At 69.6% G+C, this 25,047-nt stretch carries 21 protein-coding genes; 11 read left to right on the top strand and 10 right to left on the bottom strand.

What is annotated here, in order from left to right; all coding sequences use genetic code 11:
* Nucleotides 1–11 precede the first annotated feature (11 nt).
* Nucleotides 12–3,587, bottom strand: coding sequence for a DNA polymerase III subunit alpha (gene dnaE / locus ACVMK0_RS02595; RefSeq protein ID WP_476464194.1), 3,576 nt, complete (start codon nt 3,585–3,587; stop codon nt 12–14).
* A gap of 148 nt (nt 3,588–3,735) precedes the next feature.
* On the opposite strand from dnaE, the gene ACVMK0_RS02590 reads away from it, so the two are divergent.
* Complete coding sequence (locus tag ACVMK0_RS02590) at nt 3,736–4,074, top strand: hypothetical protein (protein ID WP_476464193.1); 339 nt, start codon at nt 3,736–3,738, stop codon at nt 4,072–4,074.
* 79 nt (nt 4,075–4,153) lie between these two features.
* On the opposite strand, the gene ACVMK0_RS02585 is transcribed toward ACVMK0_RS02590, so the two are convergent.
* Nucleotides 4,154–4,714, bottom strand: a complete 561-nt coding sequence (locus tag ACVMK0_RS02585) for a flavodoxin family protein (protein ID WP_476464192.1) — start codon at nt 4,712–4,714, stop codon at nt 4,154–4,156.
* Between the two features lie 60 nt (nt 4,715–4,774).
* On the bottom strand, nt 4,775–5,473 hold the full coding sequence (locus ACVMK0_RS02580) for a pirin family protein (RefSeq protein ID WP_250959745.1): 699 nt from the start codon (nt 5,471–5,473) through the stop codon (nt 4,775–4,777).
* 185 nt (nt 5,474–5,658) lie between these two features.
* Here ACVMK0_RS02580 and ACVMK0_RS02575 point away from each other — a divergent pair, with 185 nt between their 5' ends.
* The 9 genes from ACVMK0_RS02575 (at nt 5,659) to ACVMK0_RS02535 (ending at nt 14,467) form a co-directional block, all read left to right on the top strand.
* The gene (locus tag ACVMK0_RS02575) at nt 5,659–6,624 is read left to right on the top strand and encodes a LysR substrate-binding domain-containing protein (protein WP_476464191.1); all 966 of its coding nucleotides are present in this window, start codon (nt 5,659–5,661) and stop codon (nt 6,622–6,624) included.
* A 164-nt stretch (nt 6,625–6,788) separates the two neighbouring features.
* Nucleotides 6,789–7,664 carry an energy transducer TonB gene (locus ACVMK0_RS02570; RefSeq protein ID WP_476464190.1) on the top strand — a complete coding sequence of 292 codons (876 nt, stop codon included), beginning with the start codon at nt 6,789–6,791 and terminating at the stop codon, nt 7,662–7,664.
* Nucleotides 7,665–7,673: 9 nt separating this feature from the next.
* The gene (locus ACVMK0_RS02565; protein WP_045534748.1) at nt 7,674–8,435 is read left to right on the top strand and encodes a MotA/TolQ/ExbB proton channel family protein; all 762 of its coding nucleotides are present in this window, start codon (nt 7,674–7,676) and stop codon (nt 8,433–8,435) included.
* A gap of 17 nt (nt 8,436–8,452) precedes the next feature.
* Nucleotides 8,453–8,863 carry an ExbD/TolR family protein gene (locus tag ACVMK0_RS02560; RefSeq protein ID WP_045534746.1) on the top strand — a complete coding sequence of 137 codons (411 nt, stop codon included), beginning with the start codon at nt 8,453–8,455 and terminating at the stop codon, nt 8,861–8,863.
* A gap of 141 nt (nt 8,864–9,004) precedes the next feature.
* Nucleotides 9,005–10,114 carry an NAD(P)/FAD-dependent oxidoreductase gene (locus ACVMK0_RS02555; RefSeq protein ID WP_476464189.1) on the top strand — a complete coding sequence of 370 codons (1,110 nt, stop codon included), beginning with the start codon at nt 9,005–9,007 and terminating at the stop codon, nt 10,112–10,114.
* Nucleotides 10,111–11,190 (top strand): glutamyl-Q tRNA(Asp) synthetase, encoded by a 1,080-nt coding sequence (locus ACVMK0_RS02550; RefSeq protein ID WP_476464188.1) that lies wholly within the window; start codon nt 10,111–10,113, stop codon nt 11,188–11,190. The genes ACVMK0_RS02555 and ACVMK0_RS02550 overlap by 4 nt, the downstream gene beginning before the upstream one ends.
* A gap of 119 nt (nt 11,191–11,309) precedes the next feature.
* Nucleotides 11,310–12,215: a tRNA (guanosine(46)-N7)-methyltransferase TrmB gene (trmB, locus tag ACVMK0_RS02545; RefSeq protein WP_476464187.1), complete on the top strand. Its 906-nt coding sequence runs from the start codon at nt 11,310–11,312 to the stop codon at nt 12,213–12,215.
* A 10-nt stretch (nt 12,216–12,225) separates the two neighbouring features.
* Nucleotides 12,226–13,428 (top strand): bifunctional diaminohydroxyphosphoribosylaminopyrimidine deaminase/5-amino-6-(5-phosphoribosylamino)uracil reductase RibD, encoded by a 1,203-nt coding sequence (ribD, locus tag ACVMK0_RS02540; RefSeq protein WP_476464186.1) that lies wholly within the window; start codon nt 12,226–12,228, stop codon nt 13,426–13,428.
* Between the two features lie 94 nt (nt 13,429–13,522).
* Nucleotides 13,523–14,467, top strand: coding sequence for a pseudouridine synthase (locus tag ACVMK0_RS02535; RefSeq protein ID WP_476464185.1), 945 nt, complete (start codon nt 13,523–13,525; stop codon nt 14,465–14,467).
* 76 nt (nt 14,468–14,543) lie between these two features.
* On the opposite strand, the gene alaS is transcribed toward ACVMK0_RS02535, so the two are convergent.
* Nucleotides 14,544–17,195, bottom strand: coding sequence for an alanine--tRNA ligase (gene alaS / locus ACVMK0_RS02530; protein WP_476464184.1), 2,652 nt, complete (start codon nt 17,193–17,195; stop codon nt 14,544–14,546).
* A 66-nt stretch (nt 17,196–17,261) separates the two neighbouring features.
* Between alaS and ACVMK0_RS02525 the strand changes: the two genes are divergently transcribed.
* Nucleotides 17,262–17,825 (top strand): dihydrofolate reductase, encoded by a 564-nt coding sequence (locus ACVMK0_RS02525; RefSeq protein ID WP_476464639.1) that lies wholly within the window; start codon nt 17,262–17,264, stop codon nt 17,823–17,825.
* Nucleotides 17,826–17,844: 19 nt separating this feature from the next.
* Here ACVMK0_RS02525 and ACVMK0_RS02520 read toward each other — a convergent pair whose 3' ends face one another.
* Genes ACVMK0_RS02520 through rbfA form a run of 6 tightly spaced genes read right to left on the bottom strand, consistent with a single transcriptional unit; the run spans nt 17,845 to nt 25,036 of the window.
* Nucleotides 17,845–19,335: a 3-deoxy-D-manno-octulosonic acid transferase gene (locus tag ACVMK0_RS02520; protein WP_476464183.1), complete on the bottom strand. Its 1,491-nt coding sequence runs from the start codon at nt 19,333–19,335 to the stop codon at nt 17,845–17,847.
* The gene (locus tag ACVMK0_RS02515; RefSeq protein WP_045534735.1) at nt 19,304–20,365 is read right to left on the bottom strand and encodes a glycosyltransferase family 4 protein; all 1,062 of its coding nucleotides are present in this window, start codon (nt 20,363–20,365) and stop codon (nt 19,304–19,306) included. The genes ACVMK0_RS02520 and ACVMK0_RS02515 overlap by 32 nt, the downstream gene beginning before the upstream one ends.
* Before the next feature lie 2 nt (nt 20,366–20,367).
* On the bottom strand, nt 20,368–21,768 hold the full coding sequence (locus ACVMK0_RS02510) for a phosphomannomutase/phosphoglucomutase (RefSeq protein WP_476464182.1): 1,401 nt from the start codon (nt 21,766–21,768) through the stop codon (nt 20,368–20,370).
* 3 nt (nt 21,769–21,771) lie between these two features.
* Nucleotides 21,772–23,598: a translational GTPase TypA gene (gene typA / locus ACVMK0_RS02505; RefSeq protein ID WP_476464181.1), complete on the bottom strand. Its 1,827-nt coding sequence runs from the start codon at nt 23,596–23,598 to the stop codon at nt 21,772–21,774.
* Nucleotides 23,595–24,608: a tRNA pseudouridine(55) synthase TruB gene (gene truB / locus ACVMK0_RS02500; protein WP_476464638.1), complete on the bottom strand. Its 1,014-nt coding sequence runs from the start codon at nt 24,606–24,608 to the stop codon at nt 23,595–23,597. The genes typA and truB overlap by 4 nt, the downstream gene beginning before the upstream one ends.
* Before the next feature lie 56 nt (nt 24,609–24,664).
* Nucleotides 24,665–25,036: a 30S ribosome-binding factor RbfA gene (gene rbfA, locus ACVMK0_RS02495; RefSeq protein WP_476464180.1), complete on the bottom strand. Its 372-nt coding sequence runs from the start codon at nt 25,034–25,036 to the stop codon at nt 24,665–24,667.
* Between the last annotated feature and the right edge of the window lie 11 nt (nt 25,037–25,047).

The following is a 25,047-nucleotide window of genomic DNA, read 5'->3' as shown; positions in this document are numbered from 1 at the left end:
CATAGCCTCAATCAGTCGTACACCACCTCGGCGCGCTGCTGGTGCGCTTGGGTGCGCCAAGCGGCCAGCGCGGCGTCGCAGGGGTAGCACTGGGCGCGCTGGGGGTCGAGCTGCAGCGTGGCGCGCACGGTCTCGAATTCCACTTCGAGGCGCAGCGGCAGGCCACGCAGCACCTCGCCCAGCTCGGTCTGGTGGCGCCGGGGCGGGTGCGCTTGCAGCAGCGCGGCCACCTCGGGGCGCTGCTTGGGCCCCACGGCCACGCGCAGGTATTTGCCAAAACGGCAGCGCGCAGCGGCCAAGTCCCACACCTGCTGCACCTTGAGGCGCAGCCCACCCGAAAAACGGTCGGGCTGCGCCAGCACTTGCAGCAGCACCAGTTCGTCGTCTTGCAACAGGTGGCGGTGCGCCTGTAGCAGCGCGTCGTCGGCGCTGGCTTCGAGCACGGCGCTGCGGTCGTCGAGCTTAAAAATCGCCACCTTGCCGCGCTGGCCGTTGATCACGCGCAAGTCGCTCACGATGCCGGCCAGCAGCTGCGGCTCGCGGCTCTCGGCCACGTTGGCCAAGGGGGTGCGGGCGATGCGGCGCACTTCGTCGGCGGCTTGGTCGAACAGGTGGCCCGAAAAGTAAAACCCGAGCGCGGCTTTTTCGTGCGTCAGGCGCTCGCGCACGCTCCACGGCGGCGCCTCGGCCAGCGCCGGCTCTTGGTCGCTGGCGCCGTGGCCGCCGGCTTGGCCGGGCAGGTCGAACAAGCCGCCCTGCAAGGCGTTGGCCTGCTGCGCCTGGGCAAAATCAAAGGCCAGCTCGACCGAGGCCAGCGCGGCGGCGCGATCCGGGTGCAGGCGGTCGAAGGCGCCGGCCTTGACCAGCGCCTCGACGGTGCGCTTGTTGAGGCGGCCGCGTTCGATGCGGGCGCAAAAATCGAACAGGCTGCTAAACGGCCCCACCACCGTGGCCCGCGGCCCCGCGCCATGGCCTTGGCGCGCGGCCACGATGGCCTCGATGGCCTGCTGCCCGGTGCCCTTGACGGCCCCGAGGCCGTAGCGGATGCAGCGCTTGCTCACCGGCTCGAAACGGTAACCGCCCAAGTTGACGTCGGGCGGCTCGAATTCGAGGCCGAAGCGCTGCGCGTCTTCGACCAGCAGCTTGAGCTTGTCGGTGTCGTCCATCTCCAGCGTCAGGTTGGCGCAGAAGAATTCGGCCGTGTAGTGCACCTTGACCCAGGCCGTGTGGTAAGCCAGCAGCGAGTAGGCGGCGGCGTGCGACTTGTTGAAGCCATAGCCAGCAAACTTTTCCATCAGGTCAAAGACCTCATCGGCCTGCTGCGGGCTCAGGCCCTGGGCGGCGGCGCCGGCGCGAAACACCAGCCGCTGCTGCGCCATTTCTTCGGGCTTTTTCTTGCCCATGGCGCGCCGCAGCAGGTCGGCGCCGCCCAGGCTGTAGCCGCCCAGTATCTGCGCCGTCTGCATCACCTGCTCTTGATAGACCATGATGCCGTAGGTCTCGGACAGCACCTGTTCGAGCAGCGGGTGCGGGTACTGCACCACCTCGCGCCCGTGTTTGCGCGCCACGAAGCTGGGGATGAGGTCCATGGGGCCAGGGCGGTAGAGCGCGTTGAGGGCGATCAGGTCTTCGAGCCGACTGGGCCGCGCGTCGCGCAACATGCCTTGCATGCCGCGGCTTTCAAACTGGAACACGGCCTCGGTTTTGCCGTCTTGGAACAGGCGATAGGTGGCGGCGTCGTCGAGCGCCAGCGTTTCGTAGCTGAAGCCGGCTTGGTCCGGGTGGCGCTGCACGATCAGCTCTTTGGCCTGCTCGAGGATGGTGAGCGTGGCCAGCCCCAGAAAGTCGAACTTGACCAGACCGATGGCCTCGACGTCGTCTTTGTCGTACTGGCTCACGGCGGCCGTGCTGCCGGGCTGCTGGTAGAGCGGACAAAAATCGGTGAGCTTGCCGGGCGCGATCAGCACCCCGCCGGCGTGCATGCCGACGTTGCGCGTCAGGCCCTCGAGCTTTTGCGCCAGCTCGATCAGCAGCCGCACCTCGTCTTCTTTTTCGATGCGCTCGGCCAGCAGCGGCTCCATCTCGATCGCGTACTGGTTTTTGTCGTTGGCGGGTTTGGGCTGCGGTGGGTACTGCAGCGTCACGCTCTGGCCCGGCTTGTTGGGGATGAGCTTGCTGATGCCGTCGCAAAAACCGTAGGGGAAATCGAGCACGCGCCCGACGTCGCGGATCGCGGCACGCGCCGCCAGGGTGCCAAAGGTGGCGATCTGGCTCACCGCTGCGAGGCCGTATTTGCCCTTGACGTAGTCGATCACACGGTCGCGGTTGGCTTGGCAGAAGTCGATGTCGAAGTCGGGCATCGACACCCGCTCGGGGTTCAGGAAGCGCTCGAACAGCAGCTGGTAGCGCAGCGGGTCGAGGTCGGTGATTTGCAGCGCGTAGGCCACCAGCGAACCGGCCCCGGAGCCGCGCCCCGGCCCGACCGGGCAGCCGTGCGCCTTGGCCCATTGGATGAAGTCGGAGACGATCAAAAAGTAGCCCGGAAAGCCCATTTTGATGATGGTGCCGAGCTCGAATTCGAGCCGCTCTTGGTAGCGCGGCTGCTGGCGCAGGCGCTCGGCCGCGTCGGGGTAGAGCTGCTGCAGGCGCTGCTGCAAGCCCTGCTGCGAGGCGTGGCGGAAGTAGTCTTCGGTGCCCAGTTGCTGCCCGTCCACGGGCGGGATCGGGAACGCCGGCAGCTGCGGCTTGCCGAGGCTGAGCTGCAAGTGGCAGCGGCGCGCGATTTCGACTGTTTGCGCCAGCGCCGTGGGCAGGTCGGCAAACAGGGCCGCCATTTCGGCGCTGGTCTTGAAATGCTGCTCGCGCGTGAAGCGCCGGGGCCGCCGGGGGTTGCCCAGAATCTCGCCTTCGGCGATGCACACGCGCGCCTCGTGGGCCTGAAAATCGTCGGGCGCCAGAAACTGCACCGGGTGCGTGGCCACCAGCGGCAGCTCCAGCTGGCTGGCCAGCGCCACGGTGGCGCGCAGGTGGCGTTCGTCGTCGGCACGGCCGGCGCGCTGCACCTCGAGGTAGAAGCGCTGCGCAAAGGTGCCGGCCAGCTGCTGCGCCAGCGCGGCGGCGGCGGCCTCATCACCGGCCAGCAGCGCCTGCCCCACCGGCCCGGCGGCGGCGCCGCTGAGCACGATCAGGCCCTCGTGGTGCTGGCGCAACCAGTCCCAGCGCAGCACGGCTTGGTCGCGCTGCACCGGGCTGCCCCAAGCCAGCGACAGCAGCTCGCACAGGTTCAGGTAGCCGGCCTGGTTTTGCGCCAGCAGCAGCAGGCGCGGCCAGGTGGTAGGCCCAGCCTGCGCGGCGGTACCCGAGGGCGCGGCGCCCAGCCCCTGCAACAGCACCTCGGCCCCGAGGATGGGCTGCACCCCGACGCTGCGCGCCGCTTGGTAGAACTTGATGGCCCCAAACAGGTTGTTGAGGTCGGTGATGGCCAGCGCGGGCTGGCCGTCGGCGGCGGCGGCGGCGGTGACGGCGTCGATGCGCGTGGTGCCATCGACGACGGAAAACTCGGTGTGCAGGCGCAGGTGTACGAACATGGGCACGATTGTAGGGATGCCCGTCCTGCCCCCTGGCCCCCCTGTGCCCTTATTGCCTACCCTCTGCCACAAAACTGCAACATCTGGGGGCAAGAATGCAGGGGCTTGCCTTGTTCCTGGTTTGTGTCAATCACTGGAGGTTTTTCCGATGCGTCATCTGCTTTTGGCCGCTGTGGCCGTTGTCACCCTGGCCGCTTGCGCCACCCCGCCCACCGCCACGGCGCCGGCTACCCCGGCTCCGGCTCCGGCTCCGGCTGCAGCCGCCCCTGCCGCAGCACCGGCGGCCCCGGCTGCAGCAGCAGCACCGGCTGCGCCCCCAGCACCGCCGCAGTGCTGGAACGTGGACACGCGCAGCTTCGTGCCTGTGGGTACGCGCATCACCTTTGGCACCACCAACCTCGAGTGCCGCGCCATCCGCGACGGCCGCGCCGCCCAGTGGGACACCCCCACTGCTGCTGCAGCACCGGCTGCTGCTCCGGCGCGCTGAGCGCTCCCCCCAGCGAGCTTTGCCACGCGTTGCGCGCGCCTTTCGTAGGCGCGCGCTTTTCAGATGGGTGGCTTGGTTTTTAGGCCCCCTTGGCCCAGCGCTGCGCCGTGGCGGCCACGCGCTGGCCGAACAGGCGCGCGGTTTCGAGGTCGCCGGGCAGCATTTCGTGCGCGCCGGCATCTGAGGGCGTTTGCGCCATGGCACCGCTCGAGGAGCCGACGTAGTTCACGTCGTTGCGCTGCGCCGCTTTGCTGTTGCTGGGCATGAGGCCGGTACCCACCCAGAGGCCGCCGTGCTGCATGGCCAGCGTGTAGAGGTAGTGCAGGGTCGAGAGCTTGTCGCCGTTCATGGTGGCGCTGTTGGTGAAACCGGCAAAGAGCTTGTCTTTCCACGTTTGCGCAAACCACGCTTTGCTCGAGGCGTCGGCAAACTTTTTGAACTGCCAGCTCACGCTGCCCATGTAAGTTGGGCTGCCCATGACGATGGCGTCGGCGGCGTCGAGCGCCTCCCAGCCGCCTGCGGGCAGGTTGCCGTCGGCGTCGACGGCCAGCAGCTGCGCGCCGGCCCCGTCGGCCACGGCTTGCGCCATGCGTTGCGTGTGGCCGTAGCCAGAATGGTAAACAACGACGATTTTGCTCATGGAAGGGCTTTCAAAAAATGCGCCGACCTGTGGCCGCGCGCGGGTTGGGAGGAAATCGAATCAGGCCGCCAGATCGAACACCAACACCTCGGCATCGTGCCCGTGGCTGAGTTTAAGTGTGCTCTCAGTCGCCAGCAGGGCCGCGTCGCCACCTTGCAGCGCGCTGCCGTTGACGCTGATGGCGCCGCGCACCACGTGCACGTAGGCCTTGCGCTTGGGGTCGAGCTTGAGCTCGGCGCTCTCGGCGCCGTCGAACAGTCCAGCATACAGCGCGGCGTCGGCGTTGATGTGCACCGAGCCATCGGCGCCGCCGTTGCTGGCCACTAGGCACAGGCGGCCGCGCTTGAGGGCGGTGTCAAAGGTTTTTTGCTCGTAACCGGGCTCTACCCCCTTGAGGCTGGGCTCGATCCAGATTTGCAGCAAATGCGTCTGCGCGCCGGGTTCGTGGTTGAATTCGCTGTGGCGCACGCCGGTGCCGGCGCTCATGCGCTGCACCTCGCCGGGGCTGATGGTCTCGACGTTGCCCATGCTGTCGCGGTGCGCCAGCCGACCTTGCAGCACGTAGGTGACGATCTCCATGTCGCGGTGGCCGTGGGTGCCAAAGCCGGTGCCGGGCGCGATCCAGTCTTCGTTGATCACGCGCAGATTGCCCCAGCCCATGTGCGCCGGGTCGTAGTAGTCGGCAAAAGAAAACGAGTGGTGGCTTTGCAACCAGCCGTGATCGGCGTGGCCACGTTCGGCGCTGCGGCGGATGTGCATGGGGCGCTCCTTGGTCAAGGTTTGTAGGCTTTGGCAGCAGCGCGGTGGCACCCCGGCCTAGAGGGGGCCGGCCGCTGCTTGGCTGTCTGCTTGGGCGATGGTGTGAATGTAGGCGCTGCAGCGGGACTGGTGGCCGCAGAGATTTGCTGGCATCATTCAAAACTTTTGAACATACAGGCCCCAACATGCCCAATCCGCGCCACGCCTTATCCCCCGACAACCTGCACCTGATCGGCACCGTGGCGCGCTGCGGCAGCCTGGCGGCGGCGGCGCGCGAGCTGGGCATGGTGCCCAGCGCGCTCACCTACCGCGTGCGCCAGGTGGAAGATGCGCTCGACGTGCTGCTGTTCGACCGCCGTTCGCGCCGCGCCACCCTGACCCGCGCCGGCCAAGAGCTGCTGCGCGCCAGCGAGCACCTGCTGCGCGAGCTCGACGCGGTGGCCTTGCGCGTGCGCCGCATCGCCACCGGCTGGGAGCCTGAGCTCACGCTGGCCGCCGACGCGGTCATCGCCAGCGCGCCGCTGTTTGATCTGTGCCACGATTTTTACGCGCTGCAAGCCCCGACGCGGCTGCGCCTGCGCACCGAAACGCTGTCGGGCACGCTGGAGGCGCTGCTGAGCGGGCAGGCCGATCTGGCCTTGGGTGTGGCGCTCGATGGCAGCGGGCTGCCGGGCTTGCACAGCGGTTTTTTGGGCGAGGTGGAGTTTGTGTTTGTGGTGGCGCAGCAGCACGCGCTGGCCAGCGCCCCCGAGCCGCTCACGCCGGCGGCCATCCAACCGCACCGCGTGGTGGCGGTGGCCGACACCGCGCCAGCGGGGCGTGGCCAGAGCGTGGGCTTGCTGCCGGGGCAAGAGGTATTCACCGTGCCGACCATGCAGCACAAGCTGGCGGCGCAGTTGCGGGGCTTGGGCTGCGGCGCGCTGCCGCTGCCGCTGGTGCAAGGGCACCTACACAGCGGCGCCCTGCTGCGCAAGCGCACCACGCTGCCGGCGCGGGTGCACCGCATCGGCTACGCTTGGCGCAGCAGCGCCGCCAGCGCCCCCGGCCCGGCGCTGCAATGGTGGCTGCAGCGGCTGGCCAACCCCGCCAGCGCCAGCGCTTTGCTGCATCATTTTGCTGACTCCCCGGCCGGGGAGGCACAAAACGGGTAAAACGATGGCCTCATTTATGCCGCACTGCGGGACTGGCAACTGCGGCTATTTGCGCATGATTCTCATTTATAATTGAGCGGCGCCGACTACAGTTTGCTATGCTGCTCGGCTTGCCCTGCGCACCAGCGGGCAACTTTCTTGCTTCCTGCTTGCTCCCAGCTTTCATGCCCTTGCCCCGCCCGCCTTGGCGAACCTTTGCACGCCCCGTCAGTGTGACCGCCGCCGTGGCGTTGGCGCACGCCGGGGCGCTGTGGGCGCTGCACAGCGGCTGGGCACCGCCCGCCTCCAGTGCACCGGCGCAGGTGCAGGTGGTGGTTGAACTGCGCGCCCAAGCGCCCAGCGCGCGCCCTGCAGCACCCGCCCCCGTGACATCCGCACCCCCCCGGGCCAGCGCGCCCGCCGCGCCCGCTGCACGCGCCTTGCCCGAGCGCGCCGCCCGCCCCGAACCACCCGCTCCTGCAGCGTCGCTGCGCCCTTCCGAACCGTTGCGCCCCGCTGCTTTGCTGCCACCCGCCAACCCCAACCCAGGGCCGGAGCCGGTTCAGCCGTTGGCCCCGACCCAGCCAGTCGCCACGGCGCAAGCGCCAGCAGGTGCAGAATCCAACCCGCACAGCGCCCTCCACCACAGCACACAAGGCAGCGCAGCACCCCACAGCGCAGCGCAAGATCAGCGCAGCAGCGGCACTGGCGCCTTGGATACAACAGCCCATGCGGTTGCCGGCCGAGCATCGTCTGGGCAGGGTCAAGCGCCAGCGCAGATCGTGCCCCCGTCGAGCAGCGCGGCCCATCTGCACAACCCGGCCCCGCCCTACCCGGTTTTGAGCCGCCGCTTGGGCGAACAGGGGCGGGTGCTGCTGCGCGTGCGCATCGAAGCCGACGGCAGCGCCTCGGCGGCACAGGTCTATGGCTCGAGCGGCTTTGTGCGCCTAGACCAAGCGGCGCAGCAGGCGGTGTTGCGCTGGCGCTTTGTGCCCGGCACGCGCAACGGCGAACCGCAAGCCATGTGGCACCTGGTGCCGATTCATTTTGTGTTGGAGTAAAAAGCAAGCATGGAAACTCATTTTGGACTGGCCTACGTCTGGCACCAAGGCGACTGGGTGATACGCGGCACCGCGCTCGCGCTGCTGGGCATGTCGATCGCCACTTGGGTGGTGATCGTGCTCAAGGCGCTGCACCTGCGCCAGCTGCGCGCGCGCGCGCAATTGCTCGAGAGCTTCTGGCACAGCAAAGACTTTGCCGAAGGCCTGAACAAACTCGGGCCCGACGGCCACAACCCCTTTTACCTGCTGGCGTTGCAGGGGCGCGAAGCCACCAGCCACATCCTGCACCTCGACGGCACACCCACGCGCCAGCTGCACGACAACCTCGACGTCAGCGACTGGGTCACGCGCTCGCTGCGCAACGCGCTCGACGACAGCAGCGCGCGCCTGCAATCCGGCTTGGCCATCTTGGCCTCGATCGGCTCGACCGCGCCCTACGTCGGGCTGTTTGGCACGGTGTGGAAGATCTACCACGCCTTGGTCGGCATCGGGGCGGGCGGCGGCGCCACCATCGACCAGGTCGCCGGGCCGATCGGGGCCGCGCTCATCATGACCGCGCTCGGGCTGGTGGTGGCGATCCCAGCCGTGCTGGGCTACAACGCCTTACTGCGCGGCAACAAAGCCATCCTGCACCGGCTCAACCGCTTCGCCCACGACCTGCACGCCTACTTCGTGACCGGGCACCGGGTGGCCTCGAACCGCCCCGGCGCGGCCGCCCCTTCATCCGCCCCTTCATCCGCTCCGGCAACCGCACCGGCCTGCCCGCACTGACCCAAGGCGCACGCACCATGGCCCCCCCATCCAACCTCGAGCCCGACCAAGGCGAACTGCACAGCGAGATCAACATGATCCCGCTCATCGACGTGATGCTGGTGCTGCTGATCGTGTTCATCGTCACGGTGCCGGTGATCACGCATTCGATCCAGGTGCAACTGCCCCACGCGGCTGCCACAGCCAGCGCGCCCGCGCCCGAGGCCGTGCGCCTGAGCGTCGATGCGCAGGGCGGCTTTCATTGGAACGATGCCGCCGTGCCCGACGCCGAACTGATGCCGCGCCTGCAAGCGCTGGCGCAGCAGGTGCCGCAACCGCCGCTGCACCTGCAAGGCGACGCCGCCGCCCGCCACGAGCGCGTGGCAATGGCCCTGGCCGCCGCCCAGCGCGCCGGCATCGAGCGGCTGGTGTTCGTGACCCAGCCCTGAAGCACTTGAAATTGAAGCCGATTGCCCCTTGCTGACCAAATCGTCTGGTCCTGATTGCTTGATCTGCAACGCCTGGTCCGGCTTGATGCGTCCGCACAGGTCGAGCGCTTCGCTACACTGTCGCATCCACAGGAGACCGACATGAGCACCAAACCTCGCCGCAACGCCGGCACCCCCCGCGCCTCTGCCACCGACGGCACCCCACGGGCGCGCCGCATCGCCGTCGTCGGGGCGGGCATGGCCGGCATCACCGCAGCGCGCACGCTGGCGCAAGCTGGCCACGAGGTGCTGCTGCTCGACAAACACCACAGCCCCGGTGGCCGCATGTCCACGCGCCTGACCGAGTTTGGTGGCTTCGACCACGGCGCCCAGTTTTTCACCGTCACCGACGAGCGCTTCAAGGCCGCGCTGGCGCTGCACCCCGAGCTGATTGCCCAATGGCAGGTGCCCACCGTGCGCTTGCTCGACACCCTGGGGCAGGCCCTGGCCAGCGCCAACCCGATCGAGAAAGCGCGTTGGGTGGGGGTGCGCGGCATGAACGAACTGCTGCGCCAGTGGGCGCTGCCGCTGGCAAATGGCTCGCTCAACGCCAGCAGCCACTACCACGCCCAAGTGGTGGGCATAGAGCGCGACGCCCTGCACCCCAAGCAGTGGCAACTGCGCTGTGCCGGAGCCGCCGGCGCGCAACAGGTGATAGGCGGGCTGGACCGCGTGCTGCTGGCCATGCCGGCGCCGCAGGCGCAGGCGCTGCTGCGCGCCAGCGCTGTGGCGCCCGCTTGGGTCACGGCCTTGGATGCGGTGCAAACCGCGCCCTGCTGGACGCTGATGCTGGCTTTTGCCCAAGCCGCCCCGGGCGGAGCCGAACCCTTTGGCCCGCCTTGGCACGCCGCCAGCAGCGACCACCACCGCATCCGCTGGGTGGCGCGCGAAAACAGCAAGCCCGGGCGCGCGGCGATCGAGCGCTGGACGGTGCAGGCCAGCCCGCAGTGGTCGGCCGAGCACCTGGAGGACGACGCCGAACGCGTCAAGGCCAAGCTGCTCAAGGGCTTTGCCGAAGTCACCGGCATCCGCGCCGAACCCACGCTGGCGCAGGTGCACCGCTGGCGCTACGCGCAGACGCAGCGCGCGCTGGGGCAGCCGTTTTTGTACGACGCTGCCGCCGGCCTAGGCTTGTGTGGCGACTGGTGCCTAGGCCACCGGGTGGAAAACGCCTTTGTCTCGGGGCTGGAACTGGCCCTGGCTGCGACTTGATCGGCACGGGCGCAACGACGACGGCCCCAGGCGGCTACCGCGGCCGCTTTGCGCCCACGCCCAGCGGGCCGCTGCACGCCGGCTCGCTGGTCGCGGCGCTGGCCAGCTGGCTCGACGCCCGCGCCCACGGCGGCACTTGGCTGCTGCGCCTCGAAGACGTGGACCGCCCGCGCTGCGTACCCGGCGCCGATCGCCTGATCGTGCAGCAGCTCGCCAGCTGCGGCCTGCTGCCCGACCAGCCCCCCACGTGGCAGAGCGCCCACGAGGCGCGCTATGCCGCCGCCTTGCAGCGCCTGCAGGCCCACGGCTGGGCCTACCCGTGCCGCTGCAGCCGCAAAGCCATCGACGCCGCCATTGCCGCCCTAGGGCTGCTGCGCCCGCTCCACGGCGAGCGCATCTACCCCGGCACGTGCCGGCCGCCGGGGCGTTTGGGGGCGGGCTCAGGCTCAGGCTCAGGCTCAGGCTCAGGCTCAGGCTCAGGCTCAGGCTCGAGGGAGGGGGCGGGGGCGGGGGCGGGGGCGGGGGCGGGTGTGGGTGTGGGTGTGGGTGTGGGTGTGGGTGTGGGTGTGGGTGTGGGCGCGCCAGCCTGGCGGCTCGACGTAGCCGCGGTGCAGCAAGCGCTGGCGCTGCCTAGCCCTACGCGTTGGCACGACCGGCGCTTGGGCGCGCAGCAGCAACTGGTGGCGCTCGAGGTGGGCGACTTCGTGCTCCAGCGCGCCGACGGCCTGTGGGCCTACCAGCTGGCCGTGGTGGTTGACGATGCCGCACAGGGCATCACGCACGTGGTGCGCGGCGCCGACCTGGCCGACAACACCGCGCGCCAACTGCTGCTGCAGGCGGCGCTGGGCCTGCCCACGCCGCGCTACCTGCACACGCCGCTGGTGCTGGGCCCCGACGGCAGCAAGCTCTCGAAGCAAAACGGCGCCGCCGCGCTGGACTTGCAAGCGCCCCTGGCCGCCCTCAACCGAGCCGCCGCCGTGCTCGACCTGCACCCCAGCAACGGGCCCGTGCCCGAGGCGCTCGCGGCTTGGGTGGCGCAGTGGCGCCTGCGCTGGTGCGCCAGCGGCCTACAGTAGGCCTGCCCTAGACCGGCCTGAGGCTTGGCTCTGCGCCTAGGCACTGTGGCTTGAGCGCGCAAGCCGTATCATCGGCCACCGGCAGCGCACGGCGCGCCGCCCTCATAGACCTACACACGATGGCTGCCCCACCCGCCCCCCCCGAATTGGGCCTGCACAAGGCGCTCGCTGGCGCCCCCGAACCCGACCGCGACGCCGCCCCAGCGCCCGGCGCCCCGAAGGTGCCGCACCCCAAGACCATCAAGAGCTTCGTCAAACGCGGCGGGCGCACCACCACCGCCCAAGCACTGGCCTTGGCCACCCTGGGGCCGCGCTGGCTGCTGCCGTTTGCGCGCCAGCCGCTCGACGCCCGCGCCGTGTTTGGCCGCAGCGCGCCGCTGGTGCTCGAGATCGGTTTTGGCATGGGCGAGGCCACGGCGCACATCGCCGCCCTGCGCCCGCAGCACGATTTTCTTTGCTGCGAGGTGCACGAACCGGGCGTGGGCGCGCTGCTCAAGCGCATCGACGCGCTGGGTTTGAGCAATGTGCGCATCGTGCGCCACGACGCCGTCGAGGTGCTCGAGCACATGCTGGCGCCGGCGACGCTGGCCGGCGTGCACGTGTTTTTCCCCGACCCGTGGCACAAGCTGCGCCACCACAAACGGCGCCTGATCCAGCCGCCGCTGGTGGCGCGCCTGGCGCAACGCCTGCAGCCCGGCGGCTACCTGCACTGCGCCACCGACTGGCAGCCCTACGCCGAGCAGATGCTGCAGGTGCTGGGGGCCGAGCCGCTGCTGGTCAACACTGCCGCTGGTGCTGGTGGTGCTGGTGGTGCTGGTGGTGCTGGTGGTGCTGGTGGTGCAAATGCTGCTGTTGTTGCTGGTGACGCTGTCACTGCAAACGCCACCGCTAAATCCGGCTCGGGCTCGGGTCTAGGCCAAGGCGGCTACGCCCCCAAACCCGACTATCGCCCCCTGACCAAGTTCGAGCAGCGCGGTCTGCGCCTGGGCCACGGCGTGTGGGATTTGGTGTTTGTGCGCCGCTGAGGCTGCCCCCATGACCGCCCCCCAAAGCGCCTTTGACCCCCGCTGGCTGGCCGGGCTCGACACCTTGGCCGAGCAAGCCACCGGCCTGTCGGAGCCCAATCCGCGCGTGGCCTGCCGCATCATCGCCCCCGACGGCCGCGCCTTTGAGGGCCACACCCAGCGCGCCGGCGGGCCGCACGCCGAAATCGTGGCCTTGCGCGCAGCGGCGGCGGCCGGGGCCGATCTGCGCGGCGGCAGCGCCGTGGTCACGCTCGAGCCCTGCAGCCACCACGGCCGCACCCCGCCGTGCTGCGACGCGCTCATCGAGGTCGGGCTGGCGCGGGTGCTGGTGGCGTTGCGCGACCCCAACCCGCTGGTGAGCGGGCGCGGCATCGAGCGCCTGCGCGCGGCCGGCATCACCGTCGAGCTGCTGCCGCCCGAGCACCCGCTGGCCGCCGCCACGCGCGCCCTGAACGTGGGTTTTTTGAGCCGCATGGAGCGCGGCCGGCCGTGGGTGCGGCTCAAGATCGCGGCCTCGCTCGACGGCATCACGGCGCTGGCCAACGGCGCCAGCCAATGGATCACCGGCACGGCGGCGCGCCGCGACGGCCACCTCTGGCGCAAGCGCGCCGGTGCCGTGCTCAGCGGCAGCGGCACCGTGCTCGCCGACGACCCGCGCCTCGACGTGCGCCTGGTGCCCACCGAGGTGCAACCGGTGCGCGTGCTGCTCGACTCGCAGTTGCGCGTGCCGGCAGCGGCGCGCGTGTTGCAACCGCCGGGCCAAGTCTGGGTCTATCACACCCCGACCCAGCCGGCAGACGCCGCCGCCCTGCGCGCGCGCCGCGCTGCCCTCGAGGCCACAGGGGCCCGCGTGCAGGAAATCGCCGCCACCCCCGACCGCCCCCCCCGCACTCGCCCGCGCATCGACCTAGCGGCGCTGCTGCTCGACCTCGCCGCGCGCGAGATCAACGAGCTGCACGTAGAAGCCGGGCAGCGCCTCAACGGCGCTTGGCTGCAAGCCGGCTTGGCCGACGAATTGCTGCTCTATCTGGCGCCCACGCTGCTGGGCCAAGGCGGCGCGGGCTTGGCCCAAATCGGCCCCCTGAGCGCGCTCACCCAAGGCGTGGCGCTGGCCTACACCGAGGTCAGCCCGCTGGGGCCCGACCTGCGCATCCGCGCCCAGGTGCTGGCGCCACAAGCTCCAGCGCCGCAGCCACCGCCCCCAACCGCCTAGGCGCTACTGCACCGCGTCGGTTTGGGCTATCCATCCCCCAACCGCAGCGCGGCTACGCCTTGTGCACAATCTGCGCTCAACACACGCAAGCCCCATGGCCCACCGCCCCAAAAACCCCGCCATCGCGCTGCGCGCCGGCGTGGCGCCCAGCTGCTTGGCGCTGCCGCAGATGCGCTGCCCGCCTTGGCTGACGCTGCTCGACCACCTGTGCCAGCGCTTGCCGCGCATCGGCCGCGCCCAGTGGCAGCAGCGCTTGGCCGACGGCCTGGTGTGCGCCGAAGACGGCCGCCCACTGGCGCCAGACAGCCCCTACCTGGGCGGAGCGCGCATCTACTATTGGCGCGACCTGCCCGAGGAACGCGGGATTCCATTTGAGGCCACCGTGCTGCACCAGTGCGCGCACCTGGTGGTGGCCGACAAGCCGCATTTTTTGCCCGTGACGCCCGGCGGGCGCTACGTGCAGCAGACCTTGCTGGTGCGGCTCAAGCAGGCGCTGGGCCTGCCCGACCTGAGCCCGCTGCACCGCATCGACCGCGAAACCGCCGGGCTGGTGCTGTTTGCCGTGCGCGCCAGCGACCGCGACGCCTACCAGCGCCTGTTTCGGCAGCGCCAAGTGGACAAGGTCTATGAAGCCATCGCCCCGGCGGCGCCGCAGCTGCCGTGGCCGATCGTGCGCCGCAGCCACATCCTCGAGTGCGAGCACGCTTTTTACAAGATGCGCGAAGCCAGCGCCGCCGAAGCCCTGCCGCCCAACAGCGAAACCCGCATCGAGCCGATCGGGCAGCGCGGGCCGTGGGCGCGCTACCGCTTGCAGCCGCTGAGCGGGCGTCGCCACCAGTTGCGCGTGCACATGCTGGGGCTGGGCCTACCGATCGTCGGTGACCAGTTCTACCCCGAGGTGCGGCGCCAGCCCGACGAGGCCGAAGACTACGCCGAACCGCTGCGCTTGCTGGCGCGCACGCTGGCCTTCACCGACCCCTTAAGCGGCCAGCCGCGCCAATTCCAAAGCCAGCGCAACCTCGATTGGCCGGCAGACTGATCTAGCTGGTGCGCGAGGATCGCGAGGGACGTGCGGGGCAAGCGCCGCAACGCCTGCACACTGCACTGAGCCCCCCTCAAACCCGCTCGCGCACCCAGCCCGCCACGCTGGCCAGCGCCTGCGGCACGGCGGCGGCGTCGGTGCCGCCGGCCATGGCCAGATCGGGCTTGCCGCCGCCTTTGCCGCCCACCTGCTGCGCGACGAAGTTCACCAGTTCACCGGCCTTGAGGCGCGCCATGCAGTCGGGCGTGACGCCAGCGGCCAGCTGCACCTTGCCGCCCTCGACGGCGGCGAGCACGATCACGGCGCTGCCTAGGCGGGCCTTGAGCCGGTCCAGCGTCTCGCGCAGCGCTTTGGCGTCGGCCCCTTGCAGGCTGGCCGCCAGCACCTTGACCGCGCCCACCTGCACGGCCTGCGCCAGCAGCTCGTCGCCCTGCGCGGCCGCCAGCTTGCCCTTGAGTGCGGCCAGCTCTTTTTCCAGCGCCCGCACCTGCTCGAGCACGGTGTGCAGACGCGGCAGCAGCTCGGCCACCGGGGCCTTGAGCGCCTCGGCCGCTGCGCCCGCTTGGGCCTCAAGCTGTTGCAGATAGGCCAGCGCGTGCGCGCCGGTCACGGCCTCGATGCGCCGCACCCCGGCCGCCACCCCGCCTTCCGCGACGATCTTGAACAGCCCGATGTCGCCGGTGGCGCGCACGTGGGTGCCGCCGCACAGTTCGCGGCTGCTGCCGATGTCGAGCACGCGCACGGTTTCGCCGTATTTTTCGCCAAACAGCATCAGCGCCCCCGACTGCTGGGCGCGCTCGAGGTCCATCAGCCGCGCCTCGGTGGGCTGGTTGGCCAGAATCTGCGCGTTCACCCGCGCTTCGATGGCCACGCATTCGGCCGGCGTGAGCGGCGCGTGGTGGGCAAAGTCGAAGCGCGTGCGCTCGGGCGTGACCAGCGAGCCCTTTTGCTGCACATGCGCCCCCAGCACCTCGCGCAGCGCCAGATGCAGCAAGTGGGTGGCGCTGTGGTGGCGCGCGATCGCGGCACGTCTGGCCTCATCGACCTCGGCCAGCACGTGATCGCCCACGGCCAGCGTGCCCGCTTCCAGTTGCCCGTGGTGGCCGTACACGTCGGCCTTGATTTTTTGCGTATCGGCCACGGCAAAGTGGGCCGAACCGCTGTGCAGGCGACCGCTGTCGCCCACTTGGCCGCCGGATTCGGCATAAAACGGCGTGGCCTCGAGCACCACCACCCCGGCCTGCCCGTGCTTGAGCTCGGCCACCGGCACCCCGTCGCGGTACAGCGCCAGCACCTTGGCGCTGGCCTGCAAGGCGCCGTAGCCGACGAACTCGTTGCCGCTGCCCGCGTAGTCGAGCCCGCGCTCCATTTTGAACTTGCCGGCCGCGCGCGCCTGGGTTTTCTGGCGCTCCATGGCGGCGTGAAAGCCGGCTTCGTCCACCCGCAAACCGCGCTCGCGGCAGACATCGCACGTGAGGTCGAGCGGAAAGCCGTAGGTGTCGTGCAGCTTGAAGGCGACTTCGCCCGACAGCGTCGCTTGCCCCGAAGCCGCCAGTTCGGTGAAGGCGCGCTCCAAAATCTCCATGCCGTTTTCCAGCGTTTCGTAAAAGCGCTCCTCCTCGATCTGCAACAGCCCGGCGATGCGCGCTGCACTGGCCGCCAAATGCGGATAGGCGCCCCCCATCTGCGCCACCAGTTCGTCCACCAGCCGGTGCAGAAACGGCAGCCTGCAATCGAGCTTGTAGCCGTGGCGGATGGCGCGCCGGATGATGCGTCGCAGCACGTAGCCGCGGCCCTCGTTGGCCGGCAGCACGCCGTCGGCGATCAGGAAGGCGCTGGCGCGCAAGTGGTCGGCAATCACGCGCAGCGAGGGGCTGCTGGCGTCGGCACAGCCGGTGACGCGCGCCGCCGCGCCGATCAGGGCCTGCAACAGATCGATCTCGTAGTTGCTGTGCACGTGTTGCAACACCGCCGCCAGCCGCTCCAGCCCCATGCCGGTATCGACGCAGGGCGCGGGCAGCGGCTTGAGCGTGCCGTCGGGCTGCATGTCGAACTGCATGAACACGTGGTTCCAGATTTCGATGTAGCGGTCGCCGTCGGCCTCGGGGCTGCCGGGGGGGCCGCCTGCCACCTCGGGGCCGTGGTCGTAAAAGATCTCGGAACACGGGCCGCAGGGGCCGGTGTCGGCCATCATCCAAAAGTTGTCTGACTGGTATTTGCCGCCCTTGTTGTCGCCGATGCGCACCACGCGCTCAGGTGGCAGGCCGATCTCTTGCGTCCAGATCTCGTAGGCTTCGTCGTCGTCGATATAGACCGTGGCCCACAGCCGCTCCGGCGGCAGGCCATAGACCTCGGTCAGCAGCTCCCAGCCCCAGCGCAGCGATTCGCGCTTGAAGTAGTCGCCAAAGCTCCAGTTGCCCAGCATCTCGAAAAAGGTGTGGTGGCGCGCGGTGTAGCCCACGTTTTCGAGGTCGTTGTGCTTGCCGCCGGCGCGCAGGCAAGCCTGCACCGAGGTCGCGCGCACGTAGGGGCGGCGGTCGGTGCCCAAAAACACGTCCTTGAACTGCACCATGCCCGAGTTGGTGAACATCAGCGTCGGGTCGTTGCCCGGCACCAGCGGGCTCGAGGGCACCACGCTGTGGCCGCGCTGGGCGAAGTAGTCCAGAAAGGTCTGACGGATCGCGGCCACGCTGGCCACGGGCAGGTTGAGGGTGCTGGAGGTCATGGTCGGGCTCGGTTAAACCGCAGATTTTATTCGCCCGGCCAAATCCTCTACGCTATGCTCGCCCCCATGCGCATCAACCTGATCTACGCCCGCGCCGCCAATGGCGTCATCGGCCTGCACAACCGCCTGCCCTGGCACCTGCCCGAAGACTTGGCGCACTTCAAACGCCACACCCTGGGCTGCCCGGTGCTCATGGGCCGCGCCACCTGGGACGGTCTGCCGCCGCGCTTTCGGCCCCTGCCTGGGCGACTCAATCTGGTGTTGACGCGCGATGCGCTGCGCGCCGCCGCCTTGCGCGCCGAAGGGGCCCAGCCCTGCACCAGCCTAGAAGACGCGCTGGCCCACTGCACCGCCCTCGAGCCCGCGCCACCCGAACTGTGGGTGATCGGCGGCGCGCAGATCTATGCCCAGGCCCTGCCCCTGGCGCAGCGTGTGTTGGCCACCGAGATCGACGCCGACTTTGAGGGCGACGCCCATGCCCCGCCACTGGGCCCGCAGTGGCGCGAATGCGCGCGCGAGCCGCACACCAGCACCAGCGGGCTGCGTTTTGCCTTTGTCACCTACTGCAACTCGAGTGCCAGCGCGGCAGCCGGGCAGTCGGCATCGGTGCAATCGCAGATTTGCACATGAGAACGGCCACAACCTCTGGCTAGAGTTGCCCGCTTGTGTCCCTGGGCGTCCCTGAACGCCCCCAAACGCCCAGCACGGTGGTGGCGCAGCGCTGGGCGGCGCCTTGGCCCTGCTGCCACAGAGCGGTGCAGCCTTGTAGGGCGGCGCGGTGGGCGCTGGCATTGAGCAGCAACTGGGCGCTGGCGTGCAGGGCGGCGGCCATGTCGGGCACGCGCTGGGCGGCGCCGAGCTGCTCGGCCTGGGCGGCGGCATCATGAAAGTTGTAGGTGTGCGGCCCCATGACGATGGGGCAGCCGCAGGCCGCAGCTTCGATCAGGTTTTGCCCGCCCAGCGGCAAAAAACTGCCCCCCAGCCAAGCCAGATCGGCCAGCGTGTAGTAAGCCTGCATCTCGCCCAAGCTGTCGCCGAGCCAGACTTGGGCCGCGCGGGCCTCAGGCGGCAGATCGGTGCCTTGCTGCCACTGGCTGCGGCGCCAGACGCGCAGGCCGGCTTCGTGCAGCAGCGCGGCCACGGCGTCGAAACGCTGCGGATGGCGCGGCACCAGCAGCCAGAGCGCATCGGGGGGGAGATTTGGGGGGCCTTGCTCCGGCTCCAGCTCCTGTCGCTGCGCCTCGCGCAGGGCCTGCAGCCACAGCGCTTCTTCGCCGGCGCGGCTGCTGGCGAGCATGAGCACGCGCCGCCCGCCCAGGGCCTGCTTCCATTGGCGCCCGCGCTCGATCAGCGCGGCGTCGGTTTGCAGGTCGAACTTGAGGTTTCCCATGACCTGCACCGCAGCGGCCCCGGCCTGGCGCAGGCGCTGCGCGTCGGCCTCGGATTGCGCCAGCACCGCGCTCAAGCCCGCGTAAGCGGGGCGCAGCAGCACGCGCAGCCGCTGGGCACCACGGGCCGAGCGCGGGCTCAGGCGCGCATTGACCAGCAGCAGCGGCACGCCCTGAGCGCGGCAACCTTGCACCCAGTGCGGCCAGACTTCGGTCTCGATCAGCAGCCCCACGGCGGGCTTGAAATGCGCCAGAAAACGCGCCACCGCAGTGGGCGTGTCCCACGGCTGCCAGACTTGCAGGTCGCCGGGGCGCAGCAGCTGCGCCCCTTGGGCGCGCCCGGTGGCGGTGCCGTGGGTGAGCAGCAGGCGCAGCCCCGGCATCTGGGCGCGCAGCTCGGCCAGCAGCAGCGCCGCGGCGTGCGTTTCGCCCAGCGACACCGCGTGCACCCAGAGCCAGCCGCTCGAGGGCACCAGACCGGGGTAGCGGCCCAGGCGCTGCTCGACGTGCTCCAGATAGCCCGGCTCGGCCCGGCCACGCCAGCGCAGCTTGAGACGCACCAAAGGCCACAGCAGCCGCTGCAGCAGGCCGTAGAGCGCGAGCGCCACGCGCTCCCAGCGGCTCAGGGTTTGGGGTGGCGCATCAGCCGCATCAGCCGCAGACGCAGCCGGGGGTATCGCCGGCGCCGGGGCGGGCTTGGGCGCAGGCTGGGGCGCGGCCTCAGGCACCATCGAACAGGGACTGATAGACACGGCCTATGCCCGCCGCCTCTTGCTCGAGGCTAAAAGCCGACGCCACCCGCGCCCGCGCCGCCTCGCCCAAGCGCAGCGCCGCTTGCGGGTCTTGCAGCACCTGGCGCACCGCCTGCGCCAGGCCTTCGGCGTCGTCGGTGCCCACCAGGTAGCCGTTGACGCCCGGCTGCACCAGCTCCTCGAAGGCGCCGGTGCGCGAGCACACCAGCGCGCAGCCGGTGGCCGCGGCTTCGAAGGGGGTGAGGCCAAAGGGCTCGTAGCGCGGGCAGGCCACGCACAGCAGGCAGCGCTGGTACCAGCGGTGCACCTCGCCGGCCGGCACCTCGCCCAAAAAAACGATGCGCTGCTCGAGCCCGGCGGCGGCGATCTGGGCCTGCAAGCCGCGCTGGTAGTCTTGGTGCTGCGGCTGCGCCAGCCCGGCGATCACCGCCGTGACCTCGGGCAGATGCGGCAGCGCGGCGATCATGGCTTGCACAAACACGTCGGTGCCTTTGTCGGGCCGCACGCGGCCAAACACGCCCACGCCGTAGCGCCCGGGCAAGCCGCTGTCGGCCCAAGCGTTGAGCTTGTCGGGCGGCGGCACAAAGCGCGCCAGGTCGATGCCGTGCGCCACCACGGCGCTGGTGTTGGGCACGAAGCTGGCGGCCTTGGGGGTGGTGGCAATCACCGCGTCCATGCGGCTGATGAGCCAGCGCGGAAACCAGCCGTGCCGGTGCTGCGCCGCCGAGGTGAACACGAGCTTGATCGGCAGCCGCAACACGTCGCGCGCCCACAGACCGGCCAGCATCTCGGGGTCGCGGCGCACGTGCCAGATGCGAAAGCGCCGCCCCGGCGCCGGCCGGCGCGAGAGCGCGATCGCCTGCTTGAGGCTCAGGCCCGGCACACCGTTGGACAGCGGCGTGCCGCAATAGGCCAGCGGCCACTGGTGCAACTGCAGCGGCACCAGCGCGTTCACCGTGGCCGACACGCCGGTGTAGCGCTGCTTGAGGTTGAAGACGATGACCTCGGGGTCGGGGCTGGGGCTGGCCATGGTCAGTGCGCCGCGGCGCCCACGTGGGCCTCGGACTTGACGCGTCGCAGCAGCGCCAGCAGCTCGGCTTCGATGCGCGCCAGCGCCGCCGCCGTTTGGCCCTCGAAGCGCAGCACCAGCACCGGCGTGGTGTTGGAGGCGCGGATGAGGCCAAAGCCGTCGGGCCAATCGACGCGCAGGCCGTCGATGGTGTTCACCTGGGCCGGCGCGGCAAAGTCGGCCAAGGCCTGCAGTTCAGCCACCAGCCGGTGTGGCTCGCCTTCGGCGCAGGCCACGTTGAGCTCGGGCGTGGCAAAGCTGTTGGGCAGGGCCTCGAGCACCGCGGCGGCGTTGGCTGCGCGGCTCAGGATTTCGAGCAGGCGCGCGCCGGCGTAGCTGCCGTCGTCAAAGCCGAACCAGCGCTCTTTGAAAAAGATGTGGCCGCTCATTTCGCCGCCAAGGGGCGCATCCAGTTCGCGCATTTTGGCCTTGATGAGCGAGTGCCCGGTTTTGTACATCAGGGCCACACCGCCGGCGGCGCGGATGGCCGGTGCCAGCCGCTGGCTGCATTTGACGTCGAAGACGATGGTGCCGCCGGGCACGCGCGCGAGCACGTCTTGGGCAAAAAGCAGCATCTGCCGGTCGGGGTAGATGTTTTGCCCGCTCGGGGTGACGATGCCGAGCCGATCCCCGTCGCCGTCGAAAGCCAAGCCCAGTTCGGCGCCGCTGCGCTGCACGGCCGCGATCAGGTCGCGCAGGTTCTCGGGCTTGGACGGGTCCGGGTGGTGGTTCGGGAACTCGCCATCGACCTCGCTGTACAGTTCGATCACCTCGCAGCCCAAGGCACGAAACAACCCCGGCGCGCTGGCCCCGGCAACGCCGTTGCCGCTGTCGATGACGATCTTGAGCGGCCGCGCCAGCTTCACGTCGGCGACGATGCGCGCCACGTAGTCGGGCAGCACGTCGATGCGCTCGAGCTTGCCCTCGGGCTCCGCTGCCGCTTCCGGCGCGAGTGCCGCCATCGCCAAGCGCAGCGCCTGAATCTCGTCGCCGTAGATCGCGCGCCCGGCCAGCACCATCTTGAAGCCGTTGTGCTGCTTGGGGTTGTGGCTGCCCGTGACCTGGATGCCGCTGTGGCAACGCGTGTGCGCGGCGTAGTAAAGCATGGGCGTAGTGGACAGGCCGATGTCGAGCACCGCCACCCCGGCCTGGCGCAGGCCCTCGATCAGCGCCGCCGCCAGCGTCGGGCTGCTCAGGCGGCCATCGCGCCCCACGGCCACGGTACGCTCACCCAGCGCCAGCGCCCGCGCCCCAAAAGCGCGCCCCAGCGCGTGCGCAAAAGCCGGGTTCAGCGCCTCGGGCACCACGCCACGGATGTCGTAGGCCTTGAAGGCGCTGGCCGGGAATGGGGATGCGCGGCTCATGCCTCAACCCTCGCGGCTGGCGCGCTTGCGCTCGTGCTCTTTGAGGTGGCGCTTGCGCAGCCGGATGCTCTTGGGCGTGATCTCGACCAGTTCGTCGTCTTCGATGAACTCGACCCCGTACTCGAGCGTGAGCTCGATCGGCGGCGTGATCTTGATCGCGTCTTCCTTGCCGCTGACGCGGAAGTTGGTGAGCTGCTTGGTGCGCGTGGCGTTGACCACCAAGTCGTTGTCGCGGCTGTGGATGCCCACGATCATGCCCTCATAGACCGGGTCGTTGGGGCGCACGAACATGCGCCCACGGTCGTCGAGCTTGCCCAGCGCGTAGGTGAAAATCTCGCCATCGTCCATGCTGATGAGCACGCCGTTTTTGCGGCTGGCGATCTCGCCCTTGTGCGGCTCGTAGCCGTCGAAAATGTTGCTGATCAGGCCCGAACCGCGCGTGAGGTTCAAAAATTCATTGGAAAACCCGATCAACCCGCGCGCCGGAATGCGGTATTCGAGCCGCACACGCCCACGGCCGTCGGGCTCCATGTTCACCAGATCGCCCTTGCGCTCGCCCAGCGCCTGCATCACGCCGCCCTGGTGCTGCTCCTCGATGTCGGCGGTGACCAGCTCGATCGGCTCGTGGCGCTCGCCGCCCACCTCGCGAAACACCACGCGCGGCTTGCTCACCGCCAGCTCGTAGCCCTCGCGCCGCATGTTCTCGAGCAGGATGGTCAGGTGCAGCTCGCCGCGGCCCGAGACTTCAAAAATCCCGTCTTCCGAGGTTTCGCGCACGCGCAGCGCGACGTTGGACTGCAGCTCTTTTTGCAGCCGGTCCCAAATCTGGCGGCTGGTGACGAACTTGCCCTCGCGCCCGGCCAGCGGGCTGGTGTTGACGCAAAAGTTCATGGTCAGCGTGGGCTCATCGACCTTGAGCATGGGCAGCGGGCGCGGGTCGGCCGGGTCGGTCACGGTGACGCCGATGCCGATGCTCTCTAGGCCGTTGATGAGCACGATGTGGCCCGGCCCGGCTTCGGCGGTTTGCACCCGGTCCAGCCCCTGAAAGGTGAGCACTTGGTTGACGCGGCCCTTGGCCGGCTTGCCCTCTGGGCCTTCGTACACCAGCACGTCCATGCCGGGGCGGATGCGGCCGGCGCTGATGCGCCCGACGCCGATGCGCCCGACGAAGCTGGAGTAGTCGAGCGCCGAAATCTGCAGCTGCAGCGGCGCCTCGGGGTCGCCTTGGTGCGCCGGCACGTGCTGCAGCACGGTGTCAAACAGCGCCGACATATCCGGTCCCCACTGCTGCCCCGGCTCGCCCTCGGTGAGCGAGCTCCAGCCGTTGATGCCGCTGGCATAGACCACGGGGAAATCGAGCTGCTCGTCGTTGGCACCGAGCTTGTCGAACAGGTCGAAGGCGGCGTTGACCACCTTGTCGCAGTTGGCGCCGGGTTTGTCCACTTTGTTGACCACCACGATCGGGCGCAGGCCCAGCGCCAGCGCCTTTTTGGTGACGAAGCGGGTCTGGGGCATGGGGCCTTCTTGGGCGTCGATGAGCAGCAGCACGCCATCGACCATCGACAGCGCGCGCTCGACTTCGCCACCAAAATCGGCGTGGCCGGGGGTGTCCACGATGTTGATGTGGGTGCCCTTCCAGCTCACGGCGCAGTTTTTGGCCAAGATGGTGATGCCGCGCTCGCGCTCGATGGCGTTGCTGTCCATCACCGTGTCCACGACTTTTTCGTGCTCGGCAAAGGTGCCGCTCTGGCGCAGCAGTTGGTCGACCATGGTGGTTTTGCCATGGTCAACGTGGGCGATGATGGCGATGTTGCGTATCGGGGTGCTCATGAAGGGTTTTGCAGTTGGATTTGTTGGATTTCGATCGGGCTCAACAGCCGCCCGGGGATGAGTTCGCCGCCCGCGATGTGGGCGCTGCCCAGCAAGGCGGCGGGTTGTGGGCCAGATGTTGCAGACGCGGCAGAAGCCGCAGACGCCGCATAAACGGCCACGCGCTCGCTGTCTGGCCAAGGGCCGCGGCGGCGCAAACCGGTGAGGAAGCGGGCTGCATTGTCGTCGTCGAGCGTGACGCGCTCGTGACCGGCCAGCAGCGCATCCACCGGCAACAGGGCGCGCAGGCGTTCGACCTCGGGCAACGCTTCGAGCTGCTCGAGCGTGAGGCTGCGCTCCAGCCCCAAGCTGCCGCTGCGCAGGCGGCGCAAGGCGCTCAAGTGCGCGCCACAGCCCAGCGCGGCGCCGATGTCCTCGGCCAAGCTGCGGATGTAGGTGCCCTTGCTGCAGTGCACGCGCAGGCGCAGCGCCGGCTCGGGGCCCTCGAGCTCGAGTGCGAGCAGCTCCAGCGCGTGGATGCTGACGCGGCGCGGCGCGCGCTCCACCTCCAGCCCGGCGCGGGCGTATTCGTACAGGGCCCGGCCTTGGTGCTTGAGCGCGCTGTGCATGGGCGGCAGCTGCTCGATGGCGCCCCTAAAGCGCGCCAGCACCTGCTGCACCTGCTCGGGGCCGCAAGCCACCGGGCGGCGCTCGAGCACTTCGCCTTCGGCGTCGCCGCCGTGGGTGCGCACACCCAAGCGCAAGGTGGCCTCATAGACCTTGTCGGCGTCGAGCTGCAGTTGGCTGAACTTGGTCGCCGCGCCAAAGCACAGCGGCAGCAGCCCGGTGGCCAGCGGGTCTAGGGTGCCGGTGTGGCCGGCTTTGTCGGCGCGCAGCAGCCATTTAGCGCGCTGCAGCGCCTGGTTGCTGCTGACGCCCAGCGCTTTGTCGAGCAGCAGCAGGCCGTGCACCGGGCGGCGCTGCAGGCGCTGGCGCGGCGGTGCTGCTGCAGCATGCGCGCGGTCTGGCACGGCACCGCCCCCCTGGGCGGCGTCGGCACCCAAGGTGAACCCGACGGCGCTCAACTTTAGTCGCTTTCTTTGGAACGCGAAGCCACGGCCTGCGCGATCAGGGCGTTCATGTCGGCGGCGCGCTCGGGGGTGCGGTCGAAGACAAAATGCAGCGTCGGCACGGTGTGGATGTGCAGGCGCTTAAACAAGCCGTTGCGCAAAAAGCCGGCGGCTTGGTTCAGCGCCTCGAACGCGAGCTGGGGGTCGCCCGTGAGCACGCTGAAATAGACCTTGGCATGGGCGTAGTCGGGCGTGAGCTCGACCGCTTGCAGCGTCACCAGCCCCACGCGCGGGTCTTTGAGCTCGCGCGCGATGAGCTCGCTCAGGTCGCGCTGAATCTGATCGGCGACCTTGAAGCTGCGGTTGGAGGGGGCTTTTTTGCTCGGCATGGTGGGCAGGC

This window comes from Serpentinimonas sp. SSL01 (assembly GCF_056323735.1).
The sequence above is the reverse complement of the archived record's forward strand: the minus strand, read 5'-3'. Positions and strand labels throughout refer to the sequence as shown.

Excerpts from the sequence above, each read along its gene's own strand:
- dnaE (WP_476464194.1), bottom strand. The coding sequence starts at position 3,587 with ATGTTCGTACACCTGCGCCTGCACACCGAGTTTTCCGTCGTCGATGGC.
- ACVMK0_RS02590 (WP_476464193.1), top strand. The coding sequence starts at position 3,736 with ATGCGTCATCTGCTTTTGGCCGCTGTGGCCGTTGTCACCCTGGCCGCT.
- ACVMK0_RS02585 (WP_476464192.1), bottom strand. The coding sequence starts at position 4,714 with ATGAGCAAAATCGTCGTTGTTTACCATTCTGGCTACGGCCACACGCAA.
- ACVMK0_RS02580 (WP_250959745.1), bottom strand. The coding sequence starts at position 5,473 with ATGCACATCCGCCGCAGCGCCGAACGTGGCCACGCCGATCACGGCTGG.
- ACVMK0_RS02575 (WP_476464191.1), top strand. The coding sequence starts at position 5,659 with ATGCCCAATCCGCGCCACGCCTTATCCCCCGACAACCTGCACCTGATC.
- ACVMK0_RS02570 (WP_476464190.1), top strand. The coding sequence starts at position 6,789 with ATGCCCTTGCCCCGCCCGCCTTGGCGAACCTTTGCACGCCCCGTCAGT.
- ACVMK0_RS02565 (WP_045534748.1), top strand. The coding sequence starts at position 7,674 with ATGGAAACTCATTTTGGACTGGCCTACGTCTGGCACCAAGGCGACTGG.
- ACVMK0_RS02560 (WP_045534746.1), top strand. The coding sequence starts at position 8,453 with ATGGCCCCCCCATCCAACCTCGAGCCCGACCAAGGCGAACTGCACAGC.
- ACVMK0_RS02555 (WP_476464189.1), top strand. The coding sequence starts at position 9,005 with ATGAGCACCAAACCTCGCCGCAACGCCGGCACCCCCCGCGCCTCTGCC.
- trmB (WP_476464187.1), top strand. The coding sequence starts at position 11,310 with ATGGCTGCCCCACCCGCCCCCCCCGAATTGGGCCTGCACAAGGCGCTC.
- ribD (WP_476464186.1), top strand. The coding sequence starts at position 12,226 with ATGACCGCCCCCCAAAGCGCCTTTGACCCCCGCTGGCTGGCCGGGCTC.
- ACVMK0_RS02535 (WP_476464185.1), top strand. The coding sequence starts at position 13,523 with ATGGCCCACCGCCCCAAAAACCCCGCCATCGCGCTGCGCGCCGGCGTG.
- alaS (WP_476464184.1), bottom strand. The coding sequence starts at position 17,195 with ATGACCTCCAGCACCCTCAACCTGCCCGTGGCCAGCGTGGCCGCGATC.
- ACVMK0_RS02525 (WP_476464639.1), top strand. The coding sequence starts at position 17,262 with ATGCGCATCAACCTGATCTACGCCCGCGCCGCCAATGGCGTCATCGGC.
- ACVMK0_RS02515 (WP_045534735.1), bottom strand. The coding sequence starts at position 20,365 with ATGGCCAGCCCCAGCCCCGACCCCGAGGTCATCGTCTTCAACCTCAAG.
- ACVMK0_RS02510 (WP_476464182.1), bottom strand. The coding sequence starts at position 21,768 with ATGAGCCGCGCATCCCCATTCCCGGCCAGCGCCTTCAAGGCCTACGAC.
- typA (WP_476464181.1), bottom strand. The coding sequence starts at position 23,598 with ATGAGCACCCCGATACGCAACATCGCCATCATCGCCCACGTTGACCAT.
- rbfA (WP_476464180.1), bottom strand. The coding sequence starts at position 25,036 with ATGCCGAGCAAAAAAGCCCCCTCCAACCGCAGCTTCAAGGTCGCCGAT.